Genomic DNA, 18,471 nt, shown 5'->3' with positions numbered 1-18,471 from the left:
CGTACGGGCGGCCGAACCTCGACCACCAGTGGCGACAGCGCCCCGAACCTGGTGGCAGGATCCCCCGCATGCAGTTCGCAGAGGTTATCCGTCGCCGTCGGATGGTGCGGCACTACGCCGACCGGCCGCTCAGCCCCGAGGTCATCGAGACGATCCTGGCCAGCGCGCTGCGGGCGCCGTCGGCCGGCTTCTCACAGGGCTGGGCCTTCCTCGCCCTCACCGAGCCGGGCGACCGCGCGAGATTCTGGCCCTTCGTGCCGACCCGCGTCGCGCAGACCCCCACGATGCAGAACGCGCCGCTGGTGGTCGTGCCACTGGCGCACAAGGCGGCCTACCTCGCCCGGTACGCCGAGGCCGACAAGGGCTGGACCGACCGGTCGGAGGCCCGCTGGCCGGCACCCTACTGGTACATCGACACCGGCATGGCGACGCTGATGATGCTGCTCACGGCCGTCGACGAGGGCCTGGGCGCCTGCTTCTTCGGCATCACGCCGGCAACCGGTGCGGACTTCACACCCGAGGTCGACGTCCCCGCGCACACGGCCGCCTTCAAGGCCGAGTTCGGCATTCCCGACGAGTACGCACCGATCGGCGGTATCTGCATCGGCTATCGCGCCGACGACCTGCCACCGCAGAACCCCGCCGTCGCCGCGCGTCGCCGCGACGCCGGCACGGTCATCCACCGAGGCCAGTGGGGCAACGCCTGACCCACTTGTCCCGGCTCCGGCAGGCCGAACGGCCCTGCTGCGCAAGCCTCTCCCCGGGATCAGATGAGAGTGGACGTACCCGAGGAGGGGTTATGACACCCACGGACACCAGAGTCGACCTGGACCCGATCGACGTGCAGTTTCGTGCCGGGGAGGCGTACGAGATCCGGGTACGCGATCACCGGCTGCTGGCCGACCAACCGGTCGACGCGGGTGGTGCGGACACCGCGCCCAGCCCCACGGAGCTCTTCGCCGCCTCGCTCGCCGCCTGCGTCGCGTTCTACGCCGGGCGTTACCTGACCCGGCACGGGCACGGTCGTGCCGGCCTGGCGGTGAGCGCGTCGTTCGAGATGGCCACCGATCGGCCGGCCCGGGTCGCGGCCATCCGGATCACCGTACGACCGCCGACCGACCTGCCGCCGGAGAGGTGGCCCGCGTTGCGTGCCGTGGCGAGCCACTGCACGGTGCACAACACCCTGCTCAACGCGCCCGAGATCGAGGTCGACATCGGGTGAGGTCGACATCGGGTGAGCCGGCCACGGACCGGCACCGGCGACGCCGATGAGCCGACGGCGGCACGGCACCGACGCCGCCGACAACGATCGGGCCAATAGTTGATGGTCACCGATGGCTGTCGCTGTGACACTCCCCGTGGGGAGGCGAGATGACGGCCATCCGAGAGGTGGGATTCGGGCCCGATCCGGTGCTGGTGGGCCGGGCAGCCGAGCTGGAGTCGCTGGACCGCGCGGTGGCCACCGTGCGCGCCGGGCGATCCGTGGCGGTCGAGGTGTGCGGCGAGGCGGGCCTGGGCAAGACCCGCATCCTCCGCGAGTTGGCCCGGCGGGCCACCGACGCCGGGCTGCTGGTCCGCCTCGGCCGGGCCACCCAGTACGAGCAGGGGGTGCCGTTCGGGCTCTACGCCGAGATGGCGGAGACGGCCGGCAGCGGGCCGGACGGCGCGGCGCAGCCGTCGGTGCCGGCGGCGGTGCGGCGGATGCTCACCCAGGCGCCGGAGCCGGGTGCCGCACTGCTGCTCGACGACGTGCACTGGGCCGACTCGGCGTCACTGGAGCTGACCGAGCATCTGATCGGCAACCCCCCGCCGGTGCCGATGCTGCTCGCGGTGACGTTTCGCAGCGCCTGCCCACCCGCACGGCTGGTCAACGCCATCGCGCGGCTCGGCCCGGCGGCCACCCTCATCGACCTTCCGCCGTTGGACGTGGCAAGCCTGGACATCCTGCTGGCCGGCGTGCCGCGCCGCCGCCGGGAGCTGATCCTGCGGGCCAGTCTCGGCAACCCGCTGTACATCCAGGCGCTGTCCCGGTTCGACGACGCTGAACTGGACGGTCTGGTGTCCCTGGCTCGGCGGCACGACCCGGTCGACGCCGACTGCCTCGCCGGATCGCGACGGTCCGTGCTGGCCGGGCTCGCCGCTGAGATCACCGCCCAGCAGCTGTCGGTGCAGCGGGTCGCTCACATCGCCGCGGTGGTCGGCGACCACACCACGATCGACCTCGTCGGGCACGTCGCCGGCCTGCCGATGCCCGTGGTCAGCGCGGCGGTCGACCAACTCGGGCGGCTCGGGTTGCTCGACGCGGACGGCGGTCGGCTGCGCTACCGGCATCCGTTGATGCGGGCCTCGGCGTACGCGTTGACCGGTGCGGCCTGGCGGTTCGAGGCGCACACCCGCACCGCCGGCTATCTGCGCGGCCGGCGGGCGTCCCGGCGGTTGGTGGCCCACCACACGGAACGGTCCGCCCGCCACGGCGACGAGACCGCCGTGGCCACGCTTGTCGACGCGGGTGTCGCGTTCGCGCACGAGGCCCCCGCCGAGGCGGCCCGCTGGCTCGGTACCGCGCTGCGCATCATGCCGGACACCGGTGCGCACGACGAGCGGCGTGCCGAGGTGGCGATGTGGTACGCCCGGGCCCTCGGCCGCAGCGGCGAGTTGGCCCGTAGCCGCGAGGTGCTCCAGCGGCTGCGTCGCGCCGAGGGGCCGGTGCGGAGGCGGGCCGAGACGTTCAGTGTGGCGGTGGCCCGGCAGCTCGGCGACTTCGCCGAGGCGGCCGCGACGCTCGGCACGCAGCTCGGTCGGGGCCGGCTCGACCCGGTCGAGGAGGCGAAGCTGCACGTGGAACTGTCGGCCGTGGACGCGTTCCGGGAGGAGCCGACATCGGCGGTGCACCACGCGCAGCGGGCCCTTGAACTGCTGGACGAACGCCGGTCGGTGCTCGTGGCGGCGGCGCTGACGTTGCGGGCGCTGGCCACCCTGTACCTCGGCTGCGCCAGGTCGGCACGCGAGTACCTCACTGCCGCCGTCGTCGCCGTGGACGCCACCGGCGACGCGGACCTGCGCCCGTACGTCGAGATCGTCTCACCGCTGGCGCTGGTGGAGATCCAGTTGGGCAACTTCGCCGACGCCGACCGACATCTCGCCCGGGCGAGACGGATCCTGGACGGCCTCGGGCCGAGCAGTGCCTCGCCGTACCTGCTCGTCATGGAGTCGCTGGTGCACACCCGCGCTGGCCGGCTGACCCGTGCGGTGCGGGCCGCGGAGGAGGCGCGGGCCGCTGCCGAGCGGGTGGGCAGCACGGAGATGGCCGCGATGGCGGCGGCGGTCCGGCTACGCCCGGTGTTGTGGACCGCCGGCCCGGCCGCGGCCCTCGCCACCGCCGGCCCCGCTTCGGCTCAGCTCGACGCCGACCTGAGCGGTGCAGGTCCCGAGGCGGCGGTCGGGCAGCCACGGTCCCGCGCGTGGTGGCGGATAAACCGGGTGGAGCTGGCGCTGGCCAGGGCGGTCGCGGGCGACTGCGGTGCCGACCTGCTCATCGAGCCGGCGGCACCGCCGTCGAGACATCCACCGGTGCTGGTGGCGCGGGACCTGGTCGCGGCCGTCACCGCCGCCGGGCGAGGTGACCACACCACCGCCAGGCAGGTCGGTGAGCGGGCGGAACGCCGGGCGACGGCCGCCGATCTGCCGTACGAGATCGGACTGGCCCGGTTCGCCCGGGCCTTCACCGCGTACCGGATGGAGGACCCGGAACGGGCGACGATGCTGGCGGAGAGCGCGGCGGCCCGCTTCGCGGCGGCCGGAACGCCGATGGAGGAGGCGCTGTCCTGCCACCTTGCCGGTGCCGCGTACCTCGCCGCGGGCCGGCCCAACCCCGGCACCGCAGCACTCGACCGCGCCGAGATCGGTTACCGGGCCTGCGGCGCCGGCTGGGCCGCAGCCGTGCTCGCCGGACATCGTGCCGCCGGTCCGGCCCGCGCCGGGCAACCGGGCGGTGATGCAGTCCTCACCGCCCGGGAGCGGGAGATCGCCGGCCTGGCGACGACCGGCCTGAGCAACAAGGAGATCGCCGCGCGGCTCTATCTCAGCCCACGGACCGTCGAGTCTCACCTGAACCGGGTCTTCGCCAAGCTCCAGGTCCACTCCCGCACCGCGATGGCCCGCCGGCTCACCGAGGCCGTCGGCGACCACGGGCCACCTGCGTAGCCGCTTGCGTAGTTTCACGGATCCGCTCCGCTGGCCCGCTTTGCCACCCTGCCGGTACCCGATTCCGTAGGACGTGAGGGGTGATGACTGTGGACGGAAAACGCCGGTCCCGGCACCGGACCGCCATCGCGTGGTGGTCGCTACGGCGACGTTCCTGGGCGGCCGTGCCGATGCTGATGGTGGTCGGTCTGCTGACCGCGGTTCAACCGGCGATGGCCGGCCCGACCGGCTCGACGATCGCGCCGGCGCAGCCGGAGAACGCGTCGACCGAGGCCTGGGATCCGCGGCCCACATTGCCCGGACCGGTGGTGGTGCCGCGCAAGGGCACCCGGCCGGCGCCGTTCACCAGCCGGACCGGACAGCTCAGTCCGAAGGCGCTGCCAGGGGAGGAGAAGGGGACCGGAAACGGTCTGCGGGCTGGCACCGGGGCGGCGGTCCGCAGCCGGACCGCCGGTGCCGGGCAGGACGCGGACTGGTACTGCCAGGAGCAGGTGGCGCGCCGGACCTCGCTCAACGCCGACGCCGACAACTACTCCGCGACCGTCGAGTATCTCGCGGAGCTGAGCTGCAACTTCTACCTCGACTACGCGTACGGTGTCGCCGGTGTCGTCGACCGGACCCCCGGCTACGACGGCACGCTGCTCTACGTGGGCTCGCCGTTCGCCTTCAACCGGTACTACTACGGGGCCACCAGCGGCGGTGTCCGGATCCCCGGTGATTTCTACGACGGTGGCCGCCAAGTGGAGATCCTCTTCGAGCTCTACCTGCTGGCGCCGGTCGGTTCCGCCTGGGGCGCGTGCGGCCCGCTGCCGGGCCTGCGCTATCTGCTCTGCGAGGGGCTCGGCACAGATCTGCTACACATCGTGCTTGGCACCGGAACGCTCGACACCGGCCTGGCCGCACCGGTGATCCGTTACACCGCGCTTGGTGACTCGTACTCCGCCGGCACGGGCGCGCCGCCGTACCTCGGCCCGCCGAACCCGACGATCTGCCGGCGCGCCACCGCCACCTACTCGATGCAGATCCAGGGTGACCGCTTCCGGGGTCTGCCGATCGACCGGACGAACCTCAAGGCGTGCCACGGCGCGCGGATCAACGACCTGACCAACCGGCAGAGCCTGGAGGAGTTCGCCCAGGTCGACTACGTGAAGCCGTACACGAGGCTGGTGACGGTCACGATCGGCGGCAACGACCTCGGCTTTGCCGCGAAGCTGCGCGACTGCGCGCTGTCGGACTGCGGCAGCGCCCCACTGGTCACCCCGGCGGAGCTACAGGCCACCCAGGCCAGGCTGGTCTCGCTCTACCAGAACATCCTGTCGCGCATGCGGTCCGACGCCGTGCTGGCGGTGCTGAGCTACCCCGCCTTCCTGCCCGTACCGGGGGTGGACCCACTGCCCACGAGTAGCGGGTGCTTCGGTACGAACGCCACCATCGACACCGCCGAACTCACCCGCATCGCCGAGGCCACGGCCCAGGCCCGGGACATGATCGCCGCAGCCGTCCGGGCGACCGGTGACGGACGGGTCGTCTTCGTCGACGCCTTCGACGCCTTCCAGGGCCACCGGGTGTGCAGCGGTGATCCGTGGTCGAACGGGTTCGTGGTCTCGGACCCGGAGGATTCCTTCCACCCCAACGCCCGCGGCTACCGGGCCCTGGCCGACCGGCTGCGCCAGACGCTGGGCATCACCCTGTGACGGTGACGCCGGCAGGGCACCCGGGTGCCCTGCCGGCGTCACCGTGGCGGCCGGTCGTCGGTCGCCTCACGTGGTCGCCAGGGCCTCGGTGGGGGAGAGGCGGGCGGCCCGGATCGCCGGATACAGGCCGGCCAATCCGCCGATGAGCAGCGTCGCGAGCACACCCCCGAGCGTCGCCCAGGCCGGAACCACTGTCGGCCAGCCCTGGGACAGTGCGTACCCGGAGGTCACCAGGATGCCCAGCAGCACCCCGCCAGCTCCGCCGAGGGCTGACAGCAGCAGCGATTCGGCGAGGAACTGGGTGCGGATCTGCCCCCGGGTGGCACCCAGAGAGCGGCGTAGTCCGATCTCGGAACGCCGCTCCAGCACCGAAATGACCATGGTGTTGGCCACCCCGACGCCACCGACGAGCAGGGCCACCGCGCCCAGTCCCAGCAGCAGCGCGGTGAACGTCTCGTCGGTGGCCTGGGCGGCGGCCAACGCGTCCGAGGGTCGGGAGACGTCGACCTCGTTGGGTGCCTCCGGATTGGCGGTCGCCCCGAGCACCCCGCGGACCGCCTCGACCTGGTCGGCTTCGGCTCGGGTGTAGACGGTGGTCGGATGCCCGTCGAATCCCAGGTGGCTCGCGGCGACGGCCCAGCCGACCAGGGCCGAGCTGTCCAGCTCCGGTGCCAGCGGTGCCGGAGCGAGGATGCCCACCACGGTGAACCAGCGACCACCGAGCCACACCTGCACGTCCGGGCCGGCGGCACCCAGCCCGAGCCGCTCGGCGGTGGTCGCGCCGAGCACCACCGCCGGATACCCGGCGGTGGCCTCGTTCAGCCAGCTGCCACTGGCCACCTCGCCGCCGACGGTGTCCAGGAGCCCGAGCTGCGCCGCCCGCACCGCGACGCCGCCGGTCTCTGCCTGCGGGATACGGTCGGTGCGGTAGACCTTCGCGTCGGCGACCTGACCGGTCGCCGTCACCTGCGTCACCGGACCGATCCGGCCGATCATCGCCACCGAGTCCTCAGGTAGTTGGGCGTCCGCACCGAAGAGGGTCCGACCCGGGGACACGGTGAGCAGATTGGTGCCGAGCGCGGCCAGAGTGCGATCCAGCTCGGCCCGCGAGGATGACGAGATGCCGACCACGGCGACCATCGCGGCGATGCCGATGGCGATGCCCAGTGCGGAGAGAAACGCCCGCAGCGGACGGGTCCGGAGCCCGACCCCACCCACCCGCAGCACGTCGGCGGCGGGCATCCGGGCCGGCGTGAGCGGCGCGGTCGGCCGGGCCTGCAACGTCACGGACATGTCAACTCACCCCGCTCGGCACGAGCCGCGAGTCCGCGCAGATCCGCCCGTCGCGCATCCGCACCTGCCGTGGCAGGGCCGCGGCGATCTCCCGGTCATGGGTGATCACGACAACCGTGGTCCCGGTCCGGTGCAGCTCGTACAGCAGGTCGAGCACGGCCGTCCCGGAGGCGGTGTCGAGGTTGCCGGTCGGCTCGTCGGCGAGCAGCACGGCGGGCTCGCGGACGACCGCACGGGCCACCGCGACACGTTGCCGTTCGCCGCCGGAGAGTTCGTGCGGCCGGTGTCCGAGCCGGTGCCCGAGACCGACCCGATCCAGCGCGGCCTCCGCCCGCCGCCGCCGCTCCCGGCGGGGTACGCCGGCATAGAGCAGTCCATCCGCCACGTTGTCCACCACCGGTACGCCCGGGGCCAGGTGGAACTGCTGGAACACGAAACCGATCCGGGTGGCGCGCAACACGGAGAGTTGCCGGTCGGACAGTCGCGCCACCTCGTGACCGTCGATCATGACTGTGCCCGAGGTCGGCTCGTCCAGCGTGCCGATCACGTTGAGCATCGTCGACTTGCCGGAGCCGGACGGCCCGACGATGGCCACCAACTCGCCGTACCCGATGCGCAGCGACACCTCGGCGAGCGCGACCACATCGTCGCCGTACCGCTTGCCGACCTGGTCGAGCACGACCACGTCCCCGCTCACCGGGGCATCCCGACGGTGCTGCCCTCGACGATTCCGTCGCCGCTGACCTCGACCCGACCGTCGGCGAACAGTCCGGTGGTCACCGCGACGATCCGGCTGGTTCCGTCTTCGAGAACCTCCAGGCCGTAACCGCCCTCGGCGAGCGCCAGCAGCGCCGCCACCGGAACGGTCAGCACGTCCGCACGCTCGCTGACGATGAAGGTGACCTCGGCGGACGCATGGTCGAAGTCGGCCAGCGCCCGCTGATCCTCGACCGCGACTGTCACCTCGATCTTCGTCTCGGCGCCGGTGTCGCCACCGGCCTCCGCCGAACCGTCGCGGATCACCGTCTCGACGGTGTCGATCTTCCCGGCCACCCGCCGGCCGTCGGGCAGGGTGACCTGCACCGCCGTGCCGCGGTCGGCGAGGCGCTGGTCGTCGATGTCGAGTTCGGCGGTGACCAGCCGCCTGGTGCCGGTGTAGGTGAGCACCGCCTGCCCTGGCTGGATGGCCGCGCCCACGTCGAGTTGGTGGCCCTCCACCCGGACGGCGCCATCGGTGAACGCGACGCGACCCAGCTCGACGTGGCCGGTCTCCGGCACGCCGAGGTCGTCCTGCCAGGCACGGACCGCCTCGGCGGTGGCCCAGGTGTACGCGTCGTCGACGGTGAAGCCGGAGTAGCCGAGGGCCGTCAGGTTCCGTTCCAACTGTTTGACGTCCGCACCCTCGACGCCGGGTTGCAGCGTCCGGTAGGCGGGCAGCCGTCCGTACAACAGGACCACCGGGTCGTTGTCGACGGCGTAGAGGGCCTTGCCGCGCGACACGGTGGTGCCGGTGTCGGGCAGTGCGGTGAGCGTGCCGGGCAGCCGGCTGGTGGCGGTCCGGCTGGGTCCGTACCCCAACTCGCCGTCGATGGTCTCGGCGTCGGCGAGGGTCTGTCGGGTGACGGCGGCGCTGCCGGGCGCGGCGGTGCGGGCCTCGGCGGATCCGTCGCCGGAACCACCGCCGAAGCCGACCGCCGCGGCAACGCCCGCCCCGGCGACGAGGATCAACGCCGCGCCACCGGCGGCGGGCAGGCGGGTGCGACGGGTCACCGGCCACCCCCGAACTGCGGGGCGTGCTGACGGCACGCCTCCAAGGCGGCGCGGAAGGCCGGGTCGTCCGGGTCGATTCCCAGGGCGTCCCGCTGGATCTGGATCCGGCCGTCCGCTGCCGGGTCCGGGAAGTCCGGCACCCCGTTCTCGCGCATGCACCGGGCCATCACCCGCATCTGTTCGAGCTGTTCGGCGTCGAGTTGCGCCGCCTGCCCGCCGTTGGGCAACAGGTGGCGGCACTTCTCCATGCCGGCCTCGACCCGCTTCGGGTCGACACTGCCGTCGAACCGGAACATCGGTCCGTTGCCGGCCTCCGGGTCGGGCAGCTCCACCCCGTTTTCCCGCATACAGCGGGCAAAATCCAGTCTTCGTTCGGCGTCGCTGCCGGCGGTGCCGCTCGCCGAGGCGGAGGCCGTCGCGGCGCCGCCGGCGGTGGCCACCCCGGTCCGGTCGCCGTCCCGGCCGGCGCACCCGGCGAGCGCCAGGATCAGCAGCACGGGAAGCGTCAGTGTGCTCCGTCGCATCGTTGGTGTCCTCTCCGGTGTCCGACGGCGGTCGCCGGACACCGGACCAGTGCATCCGTGGTGACGTATCGCGGGCGTAACCGATCACGTTTACGGCGGCGTTATCCGCGGTCGCGGCACCATGGACCGGTGCGAGTGCTGGTGGTCGAGGATGAGGACGTGTTGGCCGACGCCATCGCGGAGTGGCTGCGCCGGGAGGCCTTCGCGGTCGACGTCGCGTACGACGGCGACGCCGCGCTGGAACGGCTCGGGGTGAACGAGTACGCGGTGGTGGTGCTCGACCGGGACCTGCCGGTGGTGCACGGCGACGACGTGTGCCGGGCGATCGTGGACTCCGGAGGTGACACCCGGGTGCTGATGCTCACCGCGGCCGCTGCGGTACGTGACCGGGTGGCCGGCCTCGCCCTGGGCGCCGATGACTACCTGGTGAAGCCGTTCGCGCTGGTGGAGTTGGCGGCCCGGGTGCACGCCCTGACCCGGAGGGCCCGGCCCGCCGCGCCACCGACGCTGCGTCGGGCGGGCCTCACGGTGGATCCGGGCCGCCGCGAGGTGTACCGCGACGGTCGGTACGTGTCGCTGTCGCGCAAGGAGTTCGCGGTGCTGGCCGAGTTGCTGCGTGCCGACGGTGCGGTGGTCTCCGCTGAGGAGCTGCTGGAACGGGCGTGGGACGAGCACATCGACCCGTTCACCAACGTGGTCCGGGTCACCGTGATGAAGCTGCGGCGCAAACTCGGCGACCCTCCGGTGATCGATACCGTTCCCGGCACGGGGTACACGATCCGGTGAAGCGGCTGACTCTGCGGGCCCGCCTCACCCTGGTCTACGGCGGCCTCCTCCTGCTCGCCGGCATCGTCCTGCTCGGCGTCACGTACGTGCTGGTGGATCAGCGGATGCCGCAGCCGATGCGCGCCGACCTGCCGGACCGCGCCACCGTGGTCACCCGGATGCCGACGTCGATGGAGGACCTCGACAAGATCCGCATGTTGATCCAGGACGTGCAGAGCGAGGCCAAGCGCAACGCCCTGGAATCGCTGCTCACCCAGGGCGGCCTCGCGCTGGTGGTGGTCTCGGCGGCGGCCGTGGTGATCGGTTGGTTGGTCGCCGGCCGGGCGCTGCAACCACTGCACCAGATCACCGGGACGGCCCGCCGGATCGCCGGGGCCGACTCCGCCGGACGTGGTCTGCACGAACGGATCGCGTTGACCGGCCCCCGCGACGAGGTGCGGGAGTTGGCCGACACGTTCGACCAGATGCTGGAGCGGCTGGACCGGTCCTTCGACGGTCAACGACGGTTCGTGGCGAACGCCTCCCACGAGCTGCGGACGCCGCTGGCGTTGAACCGGGCGCTGGTGGAGCTGGCGGTCAGCCGACCGGACGCTCCGGCCGAGGTTCGTCGACTCGGCGAGGCGTTGCTGTCGGTGAACGAACGGCACGAGCGCCTGATCGACGGTCTGCTCACCCTCGCCGACTCGGAGAGCGAGGTGACCGAGCGCGCGGCGGTCGACCTCGCCGAGATCGCCGCCCATGTGGTCGAGCAGGTGGCCCCCGGGTATCCCGGTGTTCCGGTGCGCCGCTCGTTGGAGCCGGCCCGCGCGGTCGGCGATCCGGTGCTGCTGGAGCGGCTGGCGTTCAACCTGGTGGAGAACGCGTTGCGGCACAACGTGCCGGCAGACGGCTGGGTGCGGGTGCGTACCGGGCAGGTGGCCGGGCGTCCCACGCTGGTCGTGGTCAACACCGGTCCGGTGATCCCGAGCTACGAGGTGGAGACGATGTTCCAGCCGTTTCGCCGGCTCAGCCGGGAGCGGGTCGCCGGCACCCGGGGCTTTGGGCTCGGGCTGTCGATCGTGCGGGCGGTGTCCCGGGCCCACGGCGGCACCGCCGAGGCTGAACCACGACCCGACGGCGGCCTGACCGTGACGGTGACGCTGCCGCCGTCCACGCCGTGACGGTGATGTCGTCGGACCCGCCGTTCCGGTGATGCTGCCACGGATGTGCTCAGCGCAGTCCGGACACCAGGCGGGCGACGTCCTCGGCGCAGCCGTAGGAGAGGGTCACGCCGGCGCCGCCGTGGCCGTAGCAGTGCACCACCGGGCCACGGTCGGTGACCTCGATCTCCAGCCGCACGCTCGGGCGACCGGGTCGTAGGCCGACCCGGTGGCCGAGGACGCGCGCGTCGCGCAGCGCGGGTACGAGCTCGGCGCAGCGGTCGAGGATGCCGCCGGCCGTGTCCGCCCGAATGGTCAGGTCCTCGTCGCCGTCGTCGGCGGTGCCACCGAGCAGCACGGTGTCGCCCCGGGGTACGACGTAGCGCAGGTGCTCCGGATCGGACTGGTCGAGAAGCCACTCGCGCAGGCCGAACTGGGCGACGACGACCACCTGCCCCCGCACCGGCGTGAGGTGGGCGTCACCGACCAGCTCCCGGGACCCGAGCCCGGTGCAGTTGACCACGGCGTCCACGCCCACGAAGGCGTCGGCCAGATTCTCGAACCGCCCGGTGCGGACCGCGGCCCCGGCGGCGGTCACCTCGCCGAGCAGCCAGGGCAGGTGCACCGCCATGTCCGCCACCGGCACGGTCAGCTCGAAGCCGTCGGCGTAGCCGGTCGGCAGCCGTCCGGCGGCGACCCGGGCCAGTTCCGGTACCGCGTCCCGCCACCACGGCTCGGCGGCGGGCCGGCGGAACAGTTCCCGACCCAGGCGCATCCGGACGCCGGTACCGGGATCGGCGGCCAGGCCCCGCAGGGTCGCGTAGGTGGACGCCGACCAACGGGTCACCTCCGCCGCCGGATACGCGCGGTAGGGGTACCACAGTGCCGCCGCGATCGCCGAAGTCGTGTCGTCGCTCATCCGGGCGGCGACCACGTCGACGTGATGGCCGTCGCGGGCCAGGCGCAGTGCACTGGTCAGGCCGACGATGCCGGCACCGACCACCCGGACCCTCATGCCTGGAGATCACACCACACCGGCACGCTGGTGGACAGCGCCGGCCAGGTGGTCGGGGCGTGGCATGGACAGGCGGACGCTGTCCGGTGGGATGTCGCCGGTGGCGGTGCGGGTGTAACCGGCGCGCTCGTACAGGCTGATGTTGCGAATACTGCGGTGGCCGGTGAAGAGCGTGCAGTGCGTGGTGTCTCCAGGTGCCTGTCCTTCGGCGTACGACAGCAGCCAGGAGCCGATGCCGTTGCCCGCCTGGTCGGGTGCCACCATCAGGCGACCGATCAGCCAGGCTCGCTGGTCTGTCCGGGCGCGTACCGCGGCGACGAGGCGGCCGTCGCGGCGTACGCACCACCACCGCCAGGTCGCCAGCGCCGCCCGCAGGTCGTCGATGGTCTCCCGCAGCGGCGCCAGGTCGAGGGTGTCGTTGACGATGGCCTCCTGGACCCAGCAGCACCGCTGCAGGACGAGCAACTCCGCCAGGTCGTCGGCCTGGGCTTCACGGAGCGTGAGACCGGCGACCGGCCCGTCGACGGCCGTCGGGTCGGTGCCGCCGCGCAGCGGACGTAGCGCACGGGCCACCCGGCTCAACTCGCCCAGCAGCGCGCGGGCGGCCTCGTCGAGCGCGGCCGACCCGGCCACCTGACCGTCGTGAACGGTGTCCGCGATGCGCAGGGCGACGGATGCGCCGATGGGCACCATCCGCAGCGTCGTGACGACCTGCTTCGCCATCTGCACCGACCGGGTGCCGGCGGAGGTGTTGCCGTAGCTGACGAAGGCCACCGGCTTCCACGCCCACTCCTGATAGAGGAAGTCGAAGGCGTTCTTCAAAACCGCCGGCATGCCGAAGTTGTACTCGGGTGTCACCACCACGAAGGCGTCGGCCGCAGCGACCGTGCGGCTCCAGCGGCGGGTGTGCTCGTGGCGGTAGCTGCCGTGGACGGGGTGTTCGGGCTCGTCGAGAAACGGCAACGCGACGTCGGCCAGATCGGCGACGTCGACCGTGATCGCGTCGGACGTGGCGGCCGGGCGGACGGTCCGGACGAACCAGTCGGTGATCGCGGGTCCGAGCCGGCCGGGACGGCTGCTGGCGGTGATGACGAGGACACGGAGGTTGCCCGAGTTTTTCGATGACATGTCAATGACCCTAGACGTAATTTCAATGACGTGTCAATGAGATGTAGGGTGGCCGACATGAACACCGCCTGGTTGAGCGCGGACGAAGAGCAGGCGTGGCGTGCCTTCCGGCGGCTGCTCATCGCCCTACCCGCCCGGATCGGCCGCGACCTGGCACGCGACTCGGGGCTCTCCGCCGCGGACTACGAGGTGCTGAGCACGCTGTCGGAGAAGCCCGACCGTCGGTGGCCGCTGCGCGAGCTGGCCGCCAAGATGGAGTGGTCACGCAGCCGCCTGTCCCACCACGCCGCGCGGATGCAGGTACGAGGGCTCATCGACAAGGAGCCGGATCCGCAGGACGCCCGTGGTTGTCTCCTACGCCTGACCGATGACGGCTTCGGTGTCCTCGAACAGGCCGCCCCGCACCACGTCGACTCGGTTCGGTCCCGCTTCCTGGAGCACGTGAGCGCCGACGAACTCGCCATGCTGCGCAGGCTCTCGACCCGGATCGCCGACCTGCCCGACTGAGCGTGGCGCAGGCAACTCGTCGCGACGGGACGGGGGCACACCACCGTGAGGTGGATCGGCGGCGTGGTGATCACCCGGCTGCCCGAAGGTGGCAATTCGCGGCCGACCGCACCACCATTGCCGGTGGTGCCGGTGCCGGCACCACCGGACATCCGCAGGGGAGTGGCCGCAGTGAGTCCATCCGAGAAGTCCACGTCGACGGTCCGTCAGTTGCGACTCGTGGTGCAGGCCGACGACTACGACGCGGCGGTGCGTTTCTATCGCGACGTGCTCGGTCTGCCCGAGCAGGCCGCGTTCTCCGGCGCGGACGATGCCCAGGTGGTGATCCTGGACGCCGGACGGGCCACGCTGGAGATCGCCAACTCGGCGCAGAAACGCATGATCGACGACGTGGAGGTGGGGCGTCAGGTCGCCCCGCGCATCCGGGTGGCCTTCGAGGTGGACGACACCGCCGCGACCACCGACCGGCTGGTCGCGGCCGGCGCCGAACAGGTGGCGCCGCCCACCACCACGCCGTGGCAGTCGGTCAACGCCCGCCTCGACGCCCCGGCCGGTCTGCATATCACCGTGTTCCAGGAGCTGCGTACGCTCGACGAGCGCGCCGCGCTCGACGGATTCGGCACCGACGCGGCCGGTGCCCCACCCACTGGCGACGACGCGGGCCGGTGACCGGACGCCCGGATCGCCGGCACCGTGCTCAGCCGGCGGCCGGCTTCGGGGTGCCGCACAGTTTGGTGCCGGGCGGAATGACCTCCTCGTCGCTGTGGATGACGTACGGCGGCGGCCCCAGCTTGCCGGACGGGTCGATCGGCTTGACGTTGATCAGGCTGAGGAACTTGTTGATCACGTTCACCACCGGGGCCAGGATCGTGTAACCCACGCCGTACGAGGCTCGGACGCCGATGCCCACGCCCCGGCAGACCGCCAGCGGTGCGCCGAGCGCCGATCCGATTGTCGTCCCGTAGGCGGTGGACACCTCGAAGAACAGGCCGGCCTTGAGCACGAACGCGCTGAACCCGACGTCGAACTTGACCTGATGCTCGATGAGCAGGCCCATCACCCCGACCGGCACGCCGCGCAGGGAGTTGATCAGGCTCTCCTTGCGCTTGAAGTTCTTGCTGACCTGCGGGCCGAAGGCGCCGTTGGCGTAGCCGTAGCCGAGCGAGCCGGCGAGGGAGAACTCACCCTTGCCCTTGATCGTCCCCGCTTTCGCGCCGAACGCGGTGGTGACCTTCACCGTCTGGCTGATGGTCAGCGCCAGCGGCACGCCGAGCACCGTGCCCATCGGGATGCTGAAGTCCACCGGGATGGGAAGCACCGCCCGGATGTTCTGCCCGTCCCGGAGACCGGCCTCGAACGAGTAGCGGATGCCGAAGCCGCCGCTGATCGAGAGTTCTGCCCGGGTCACCGAACCACCGCTGATCTTGAGGTGGAAGTCCGCCTCCGGCTTGGCGAAGGTCAGCGCGGCCCGACCGGACAGTATCGTCCCGTCGCGGTCGTAGTGGAAGCTGACCTCCGCACCGTCGGTGAGGCTGACGCCGGTGGAGAAGTTGGCGACGACCGTCCTGACCTCGCCACCGCCACGGCTCGGTGGCGGCTGGTTCGGTCGCGGCGGCGGCGGGGCGAGCCGCAGCGGCCCGGCCCGGCCGGCGCGCCCGGTCGGCGTGGCGCCCAGGTTTCGGGCCTCCTCTTCGGACATCGCCCAGATCGGTTCGCCGGCCTGGTAGACGACCGGGTTCTCGATGGCGATGCCGCGCTGCTCCAGAGTGCCGTCGCGGATCACGTCGGTCACGGTGACCGGGCCGATCGTGACGAGCAGGTCGCCCCCGTCGCGCTGCACGTCGAGCACCCGGCCGACGCCACGTCCGGTGACGAACATGACCTTTCCGGGCGCCAGGTCGTCGGCCCGGGGCGCGTCGCCGTCGAGCCGCCAGGTCAGGCCGTCGGCGGTGACCGATCGGACCGAGCGACCACCACCGCCGACGAGAATCACGTCCGGCTGGTAGGTCAGGTCGGGGTGGGGCACCGGCGCCATGCCGTAGCGCAGCGCGGACTCGCTGTACGGATCCTCGTCGGCGGCCGGATCACCTGGGAACCGGCCGCCACAACCCGTCGCCGTCAGCGCGAGGACCACGGTGAGGACAGCCGAGACAACCTTGCGCACCGGGACTCCTCGTCGGGTCGGGACGACGCCACCACCGGCACCCCGGCACCGGAGCTGCCGCGTCAGGCGCGGTCGGACCAGCGCGTACCGGGGGCGGGCGATGAGTCGACCCTAGACAGCGCCGACGGCGAGGGAATCAGGGATTTCCCCACGCCTCACGGCACCGGCGGGAAACCCGGTCCACCTCCGCACCGCACGACGCGTACACTTCCGGCATCTGGCCGCGCTCGGTTCGCGGCCCCGGCGTTCGAGGCGGTGGAGATGGATCGGGTGCTCCGCACCGTCCGCCGCTCGCGCCTGCGACGACGATAGTCGTCCCGCTCACCCGCGCGTTCCTCCCGCCGTGCCCGCACCTGTCGTGCGGCCGGCACGCCTCGTGACGATCCCGTTCATCCCATCCCTGGGGAGTTCCCGTGACCGTGCCCTCGCTGGCCTCGTCGTTGTCCGACTCCGTCACCGCCGCCGCGGCCCGCCTGGGAATGGCGGACCTCGCGCCGCAGATCCGCCGCTCCGAGCACGCCGACTTCCAGGCCGACGGCGTGCTGGCGGCGGCGCGGACGCTGCGCCGCAACCCGAGGCAGGTCGCGGCGGAGGTGGTCGCCGGTCTACCCGACGACGGCCTGCTGGCCAGCGCGGGGGTGGCCGGGCCGGGCTTCGTCAACATCGAGTTGACCGACCGGGCGCTGCTGGCGCAGCTCGCCGGCCGGTTGGGTGATACCCGGCTCGGTGTCGGCACCCCCGAGTCCGGCGTCACCACGGTGATCGACTACTCGCAGCCGAACATCGCCAAGGAGATGCATGTCGGGCACCTGCGCTCCACCATCATCGGCGACGCGCTGGTACGCATCCTGGAACACCTCGGCGGCACCGTGGTGCGACGCAACCACATCGGCGACTGGGGAACCCAGTTCGGCATGCTCATCCAGTACCAGGTCGAGCACCCCGACCCGCCGGCACCGGACAACACCGCCGCCATCGGCCGGCTGGCCACGCTCTACCGGCGGGCTCGGGCGGAGTTCGACGCCGACTCCGCGTTCGCCGACCGGGCCCGGCGGCGGGTGGTGGCGTTGCAGGCCGGCGACCCGAGCACCGTGGCCGCCTGGCGGGACATCGTCGCCGAGTCGACCCGCTACTTCACTCACGTCTACGACCGGCTCGGGGTGCGGCTGACCGACGCCGACACGGTGGGGGAGAGCGCCTACAACGCCGCGCTGCCCGAGGTAGCCGACGAGCTTGAACGCCGGGGGGTCGCGGTGACCAGCGACGGCGCGCTCTGCGTCTTCTTCGACGACCTCCGCGGCCCGGACGGCGAGCCGACGCCACTGATCGTACGCAAGCGGGACGGCGGTTTCGGCTACGCCGCGACCGACCTGGCCGCGCTGCGGCAGCGCGTCGTCGAACTGCACGCCGACCGGCTGCTGTACGTGGTCGACGCCCGGCAGGCCCTGCACTTCCGGATGGTCTTCGGCACCGCGCGGCGGGCCGGTTGGCTGCCGTCGACGGTGGCCGCCGTGCACGTCGCCTTCGGTACCGTCCTCGGCCCGGACGGGCGGCCGTTCAAGACCCGGGCCGGCGACACCGTCCGCCTGGTCGATCTGCTCACCGAGGCGGTCGACCGGGCCCGGGAGGTGGTCGCGGCGAAGAATCCGGGGCTGACCGGGGCCGCCCTGGACGAGCGGGCGCGGCAGGTCGGTATCGGCGCGGTGAAGTACGCCGACCTGGCGACCAACCGGACCCGCGACTACACCTACGAGCCACAGCGCATGTTGGCGCTGGCCGGCAACACCGGCGTCTACCTCCAGTACGCGCACGCCCGCGTCCGCTCCATCCTGGCCCGCGCCGACGGAGCCGATGCCACAGTCGACGTGACGGCGGCGCTGGAACCGGCCGAGCGGGCGCTGATTCTCGACCTCGACGGGTTCGCCGACACCCTCGCCGAGGTGGTCGCCGGCCACGAGCCGCACCGCCTCTGCGGCTACCTGTACCGGCTGGCGCAGACCTTCACCGCGTTCTACGAGCACTGCCCCGTGCTACGCGCCACCGGACCGCAGCGCGCCAACCGCCTGGCCCTGTGCCACCTCACCGGCGACACCCTCCGCACCGGCCTGCACCTGCTCGGCATTCCCACCCCCACCCACCTGTAACCCCGACCCCACCCACCCCGCCTCGCCCCGTTGATCAAGAAGTTTTCGTCTCGACGATCGCCCGCCGAAGACCAGAACTTCTTGATCAAGCGGTGGGTTCGAGG

Annotated in this window: 16 protein-coding genes; 9 read left to right on the top strand and 7 right to left on the bottom strand. The window is 72.2% G+C overall.

Annotated elements, in window-relative coordinates; translation table 11 throughout:
- The first annotated feature begins 68 nt into the window (after positions 1 to 68).
- From KBX50_RS02025 to KBX50_RS02010, 4 genes are all read left to right on the top strand, one after another.
- Positions 69 to 707, top strand: coding sequence for a nitroreductase family protein (locus KBX50_RS02025; protein WP_210934065.1), 639 nt, complete (start codon positions 69 to 71; stop codon positions 705 to 707).
- A gap of 92 nt (positions 708 to 799) precedes the next feature.
- Positions 800 to 1,222 (top strand): OsmC family protein, encoded by a 423-nt coding sequence (locus tag KBX50_RS02020; protein WP_210934063.1) that lies wholly within the window; start codon positions 800 to 802, stop codon positions 1,220 to 1,222.
- Positions 1,223 to 1,371: 149 nt separating this feature from the next.
- On the top strand, positions 1,372 to 4,203 hold the full coding sequence (locus KBX50_RS02015; RefSeq protein WP_210934061.1) for a LuxR family transcriptional regulator: 2,832 nt from the start codon (positions 1,372 to 1,374) through the stop codon (positions 4,201 to 4,203).
- Positions 4,204 to 4,286: 83 nt separating this feature from the next.
- Positions 4,287 to 5,897, top strand: coding sequence for an SGNH/GDSL hydrolase family protein (locus KBX50_RS02010; protein ID WP_210934059.1), 1,611 nt, complete (start codon positions 4,287 to 4,289; stop codon positions 5,895 to 5,897).
- Between the two features lie 66 nt (positions 5,898 to 5,963).
- Here the strand turns inward: KBX50_RS02010 and KBX50_RS02005 are convergent, their stop codons facing one another.
- Genes KBX50_RS02005 through KBX50_RS01990 form a run of 4 tightly spaced genes read right to left on the bottom strand, consistent with a single transcriptional unit; the run spans position 5,964 to position 9,484 of the window.
- Positions 5,964 to 7,190 carry an ABC transporter permease gene (locus tag KBX50_RS02005; RefSeq protein ID WP_210934057.1) on the bottom strand — a complete coding sequence of 409 codons (1,227 nt, stop codon included), beginning with the start codon at positions 7,188 to 7,190 and terminating at the stop codon, positions 5,964 to 5,966.
- A 1-nt stretch (position 7,191) separates the two neighbouring features.
- Positions 7,192 to 7,887, bottom strand: coding sequence for an ABC transporter ATP-binding protein (locus KBX50_RS02000; protein ID WP_210934055.1), 696 nt, complete (start codon positions 7,885 to 7,887; stop codon positions 7,192 to 7,194).
- Positions 7,884 to 8,960, bottom strand: a complete 1,077-nt coding sequence (locus KBX50_RS01995; RefSeq protein ID WP_307870805.1) for a peptidoglycan-binding protein — start codon at positions 8,958 to 8,960, stop codon at positions 7,884 to 7,886. The genes KBX50_RS02000 and KBX50_RS01995 overlap by 4 nt, the downstream gene beginning before the upstream one ends.
- On the bottom strand, positions 8,957 to 9,484 hold the full coding sequence (locus KBX50_RS01990) for a hypothetical protein (protein WP_210934053.1): 528 nt from the start codon (positions 9,482 to 9,484) through the stop codon (positions 8,957 to 8,959). Before KBX50_RS01990 ends, KBX50_RS01995 begins: the two co-directional genes overlap by 4 nt.
- A gap of 129 nt (positions 9,485 to 9,613) precedes the next feature.
- Here KBX50_RS01990 and KBX50_RS01985 point away from each other — a divergent pair, with 129 nt between their 5' ends.
- A complete protein-coding gene (locus KBX50_RS01985) occupies positions 9,614 to 10,270 on the top strand; it encodes a response regulator transcription factor (RefSeq protein ID WP_210934051.1) in 657 nt (218 codons plus the stop codon).
- A complete protein-coding gene (locus KBX50_RS01980; protein WP_210934049.1) occupies positions 10,267 to 11,430 on the top strand; it encodes a HAMP domain-containing sensor histidine kinase in 1,164 nt (387 codons plus the stop codon). The genes KBX50_RS01985 and KBX50_RS01980 overlap by 4 nt, the downstream gene beginning before the upstream one ends.
- A 49-nt stretch (positions 11,431 to 11,479) precedes the next feature.
- Here KBX50_RS01980 and KBX50_RS01975 read toward each other — a convergent pair whose 3' ends face one another.
- On the bottom strand, positions 11,480 to 12,424 hold the full coding sequence (locus KBX50_RS01975) for an FAD-dependent oxidoreductase (protein WP_210934048.1): 945 nt from the start codon (positions 12,422 to 12,424) through the stop codon (positions 11,480 to 11,482).
- 9 nt (positions 12,425 to 12,433) lie between these two features.
- Positions 12,434 to 13,552: a GNAT family N-acetyltransferase gene (locus KBX50_RS01970; protein ID WP_210934047.1), complete on the bottom strand. Its 1,119-nt coding sequence runs from the start codon at positions 13,550 to 13,552 to the stop codon at positions 12,434 to 12,436.
- A 57-nt stretch (positions 13,553 to 13,609) separates the two neighbouring features.
- On the opposite strand from KBX50_RS01970, the gene KBX50_RS01965 reads away from it, so the two are divergent.
- Both KBX50_RS01965 and KBX50_RS01960 read left to right on the top strand, forming a co-directional pair.
- Entirely contained in the window at positions 13,610 to 14,059 is a 450-nt protein-coding gene (locus KBX50_RS01965) for a MarR family winged helix-turn-helix transcriptional regulator (protein ID WP_247672888.1), read from the top strand.
- Positions 14,060 to 14,122: 63 nt separating this feature from the next.
- Positions 14,123 to 14,728 (top strand): VOC family protein, encoded by a 606-nt coding sequence (locus KBX50_RS01960; RefSeq protein ID WP_307870804.1) that lies wholly within the window; start codon positions 14,123 to 14,125, stop codon positions 14,726 to 14,728.
- A 28-nt stretch (positions 14,729 to 14,756) separates the two neighbouring features.
- Here the strand turns inward: KBX50_RS01960 and KBX50_RS01955 are convergent, their stop codons facing one another.
- Positions 14,757 to 16,223, bottom strand: a complete 1,467-nt coding sequence (locus KBX50_RS01955) for a hypothetical protein (RefSeq protein WP_210934045.1) — start codon at positions 16,221 to 16,223, stop codon at positions 14,757 to 14,759.
- A 419-nt stretch (positions 16,224 to 16,642) separates the two neighbouring features.
- Here KBX50_RS01955 and argS point away from each other — a divergent pair, with 419 nt between their 5' ends.
- On the top strand, positions 16,643 to 18,367 hold the full coding sequence (gene argS / locus KBX50_RS01950; protein ID WP_374224563.1) for an arginine--tRNA ligase: 1,725 nt from the start codon (positions 16,643 to 16,645) through the stop codon (positions 18,365 to 18,367).
- The last annotated feature ends 104 nt before the right edge of the window (positions 18,368 to 18,471 follow it).

It is taken from the genome of Micromonospora sp. C51 (assembly GCF_018070435.1).
Lineage (GTDB): Bacteria > Actinomycetota > Actinomycetes > Mycobacteriales > Micromonosporaceae > Micromonospora > Micromonospora sediminimaris.
This window is presented reverse-complemented; position numbering and strand designations above follow the sequence as displayed.

Bases quoted from the DNA above. Each gene is read 5' to 3' on its own strand.
- KBX50_RS01970 (WP_210934047.1), bottom strand. From the start codon at position 13,552: ATGTCATCGAAAAACTCGGGCAACCTCCGTGTCCTCGTCATCACCGCC.
- KBX50_RS02025 (WP_210934065.1), top strand. From the start codon at position 69: ATGCAGTTCGCAGAGGTTATCCGTCGCCGTCGGATGGTGCGGCACTAC.
- KBX50_RS02015 (WP_210934061.1), top strand. From the start codon at position 1,372: ATGACGGCCATCCGAGAGGTGGGATTCGGGCCCGATCCGGTGCTGGTG.
- KBX50_RS01990 (WP_210934053.1), bottom strand. From the start codon at position 9,484: ATGCGACGGAGCACACTGACGCTTCCCGTGCTGCTGATCCTGGCGCTC.
- KBX50_RS02005 (WP_210934057.1), bottom strand. From the start codon at position 7,190: ATGTCCGTGACGTTGCAGGCCCGGCCGACCGCGCCGCTCACGCCGGCC.
- KBX50_RS02010 (WP_210934059.1), top strand. From the start codon at position 4,287: ATGACTGTGGACGGAAAACGCCGGTCCCGGCACCGGACCGCCATCGCG.
- KBX50_RS01975 (WP_210934048.1), bottom strand. From the start codon at position 12,424: ATGAGGGTCCGGGTGGTCGGTGCCGGCATCGTCGGCCTGACCAGTGCA.
- KBX50_RS01965 (WP_247672888.1), top strand. From the start codon at position 13,610: ATGAACACCGCCTGGTTGAGCGCGGACGAAGAGCAGGCGTGGCGTGCC.
- KBX50_RS02020 (WP_210934063.1), top strand. From the start codon at position 800: ATGACACCCACGGACACCAGAGTCGACCTGGACCCGATCGACGTGCAG.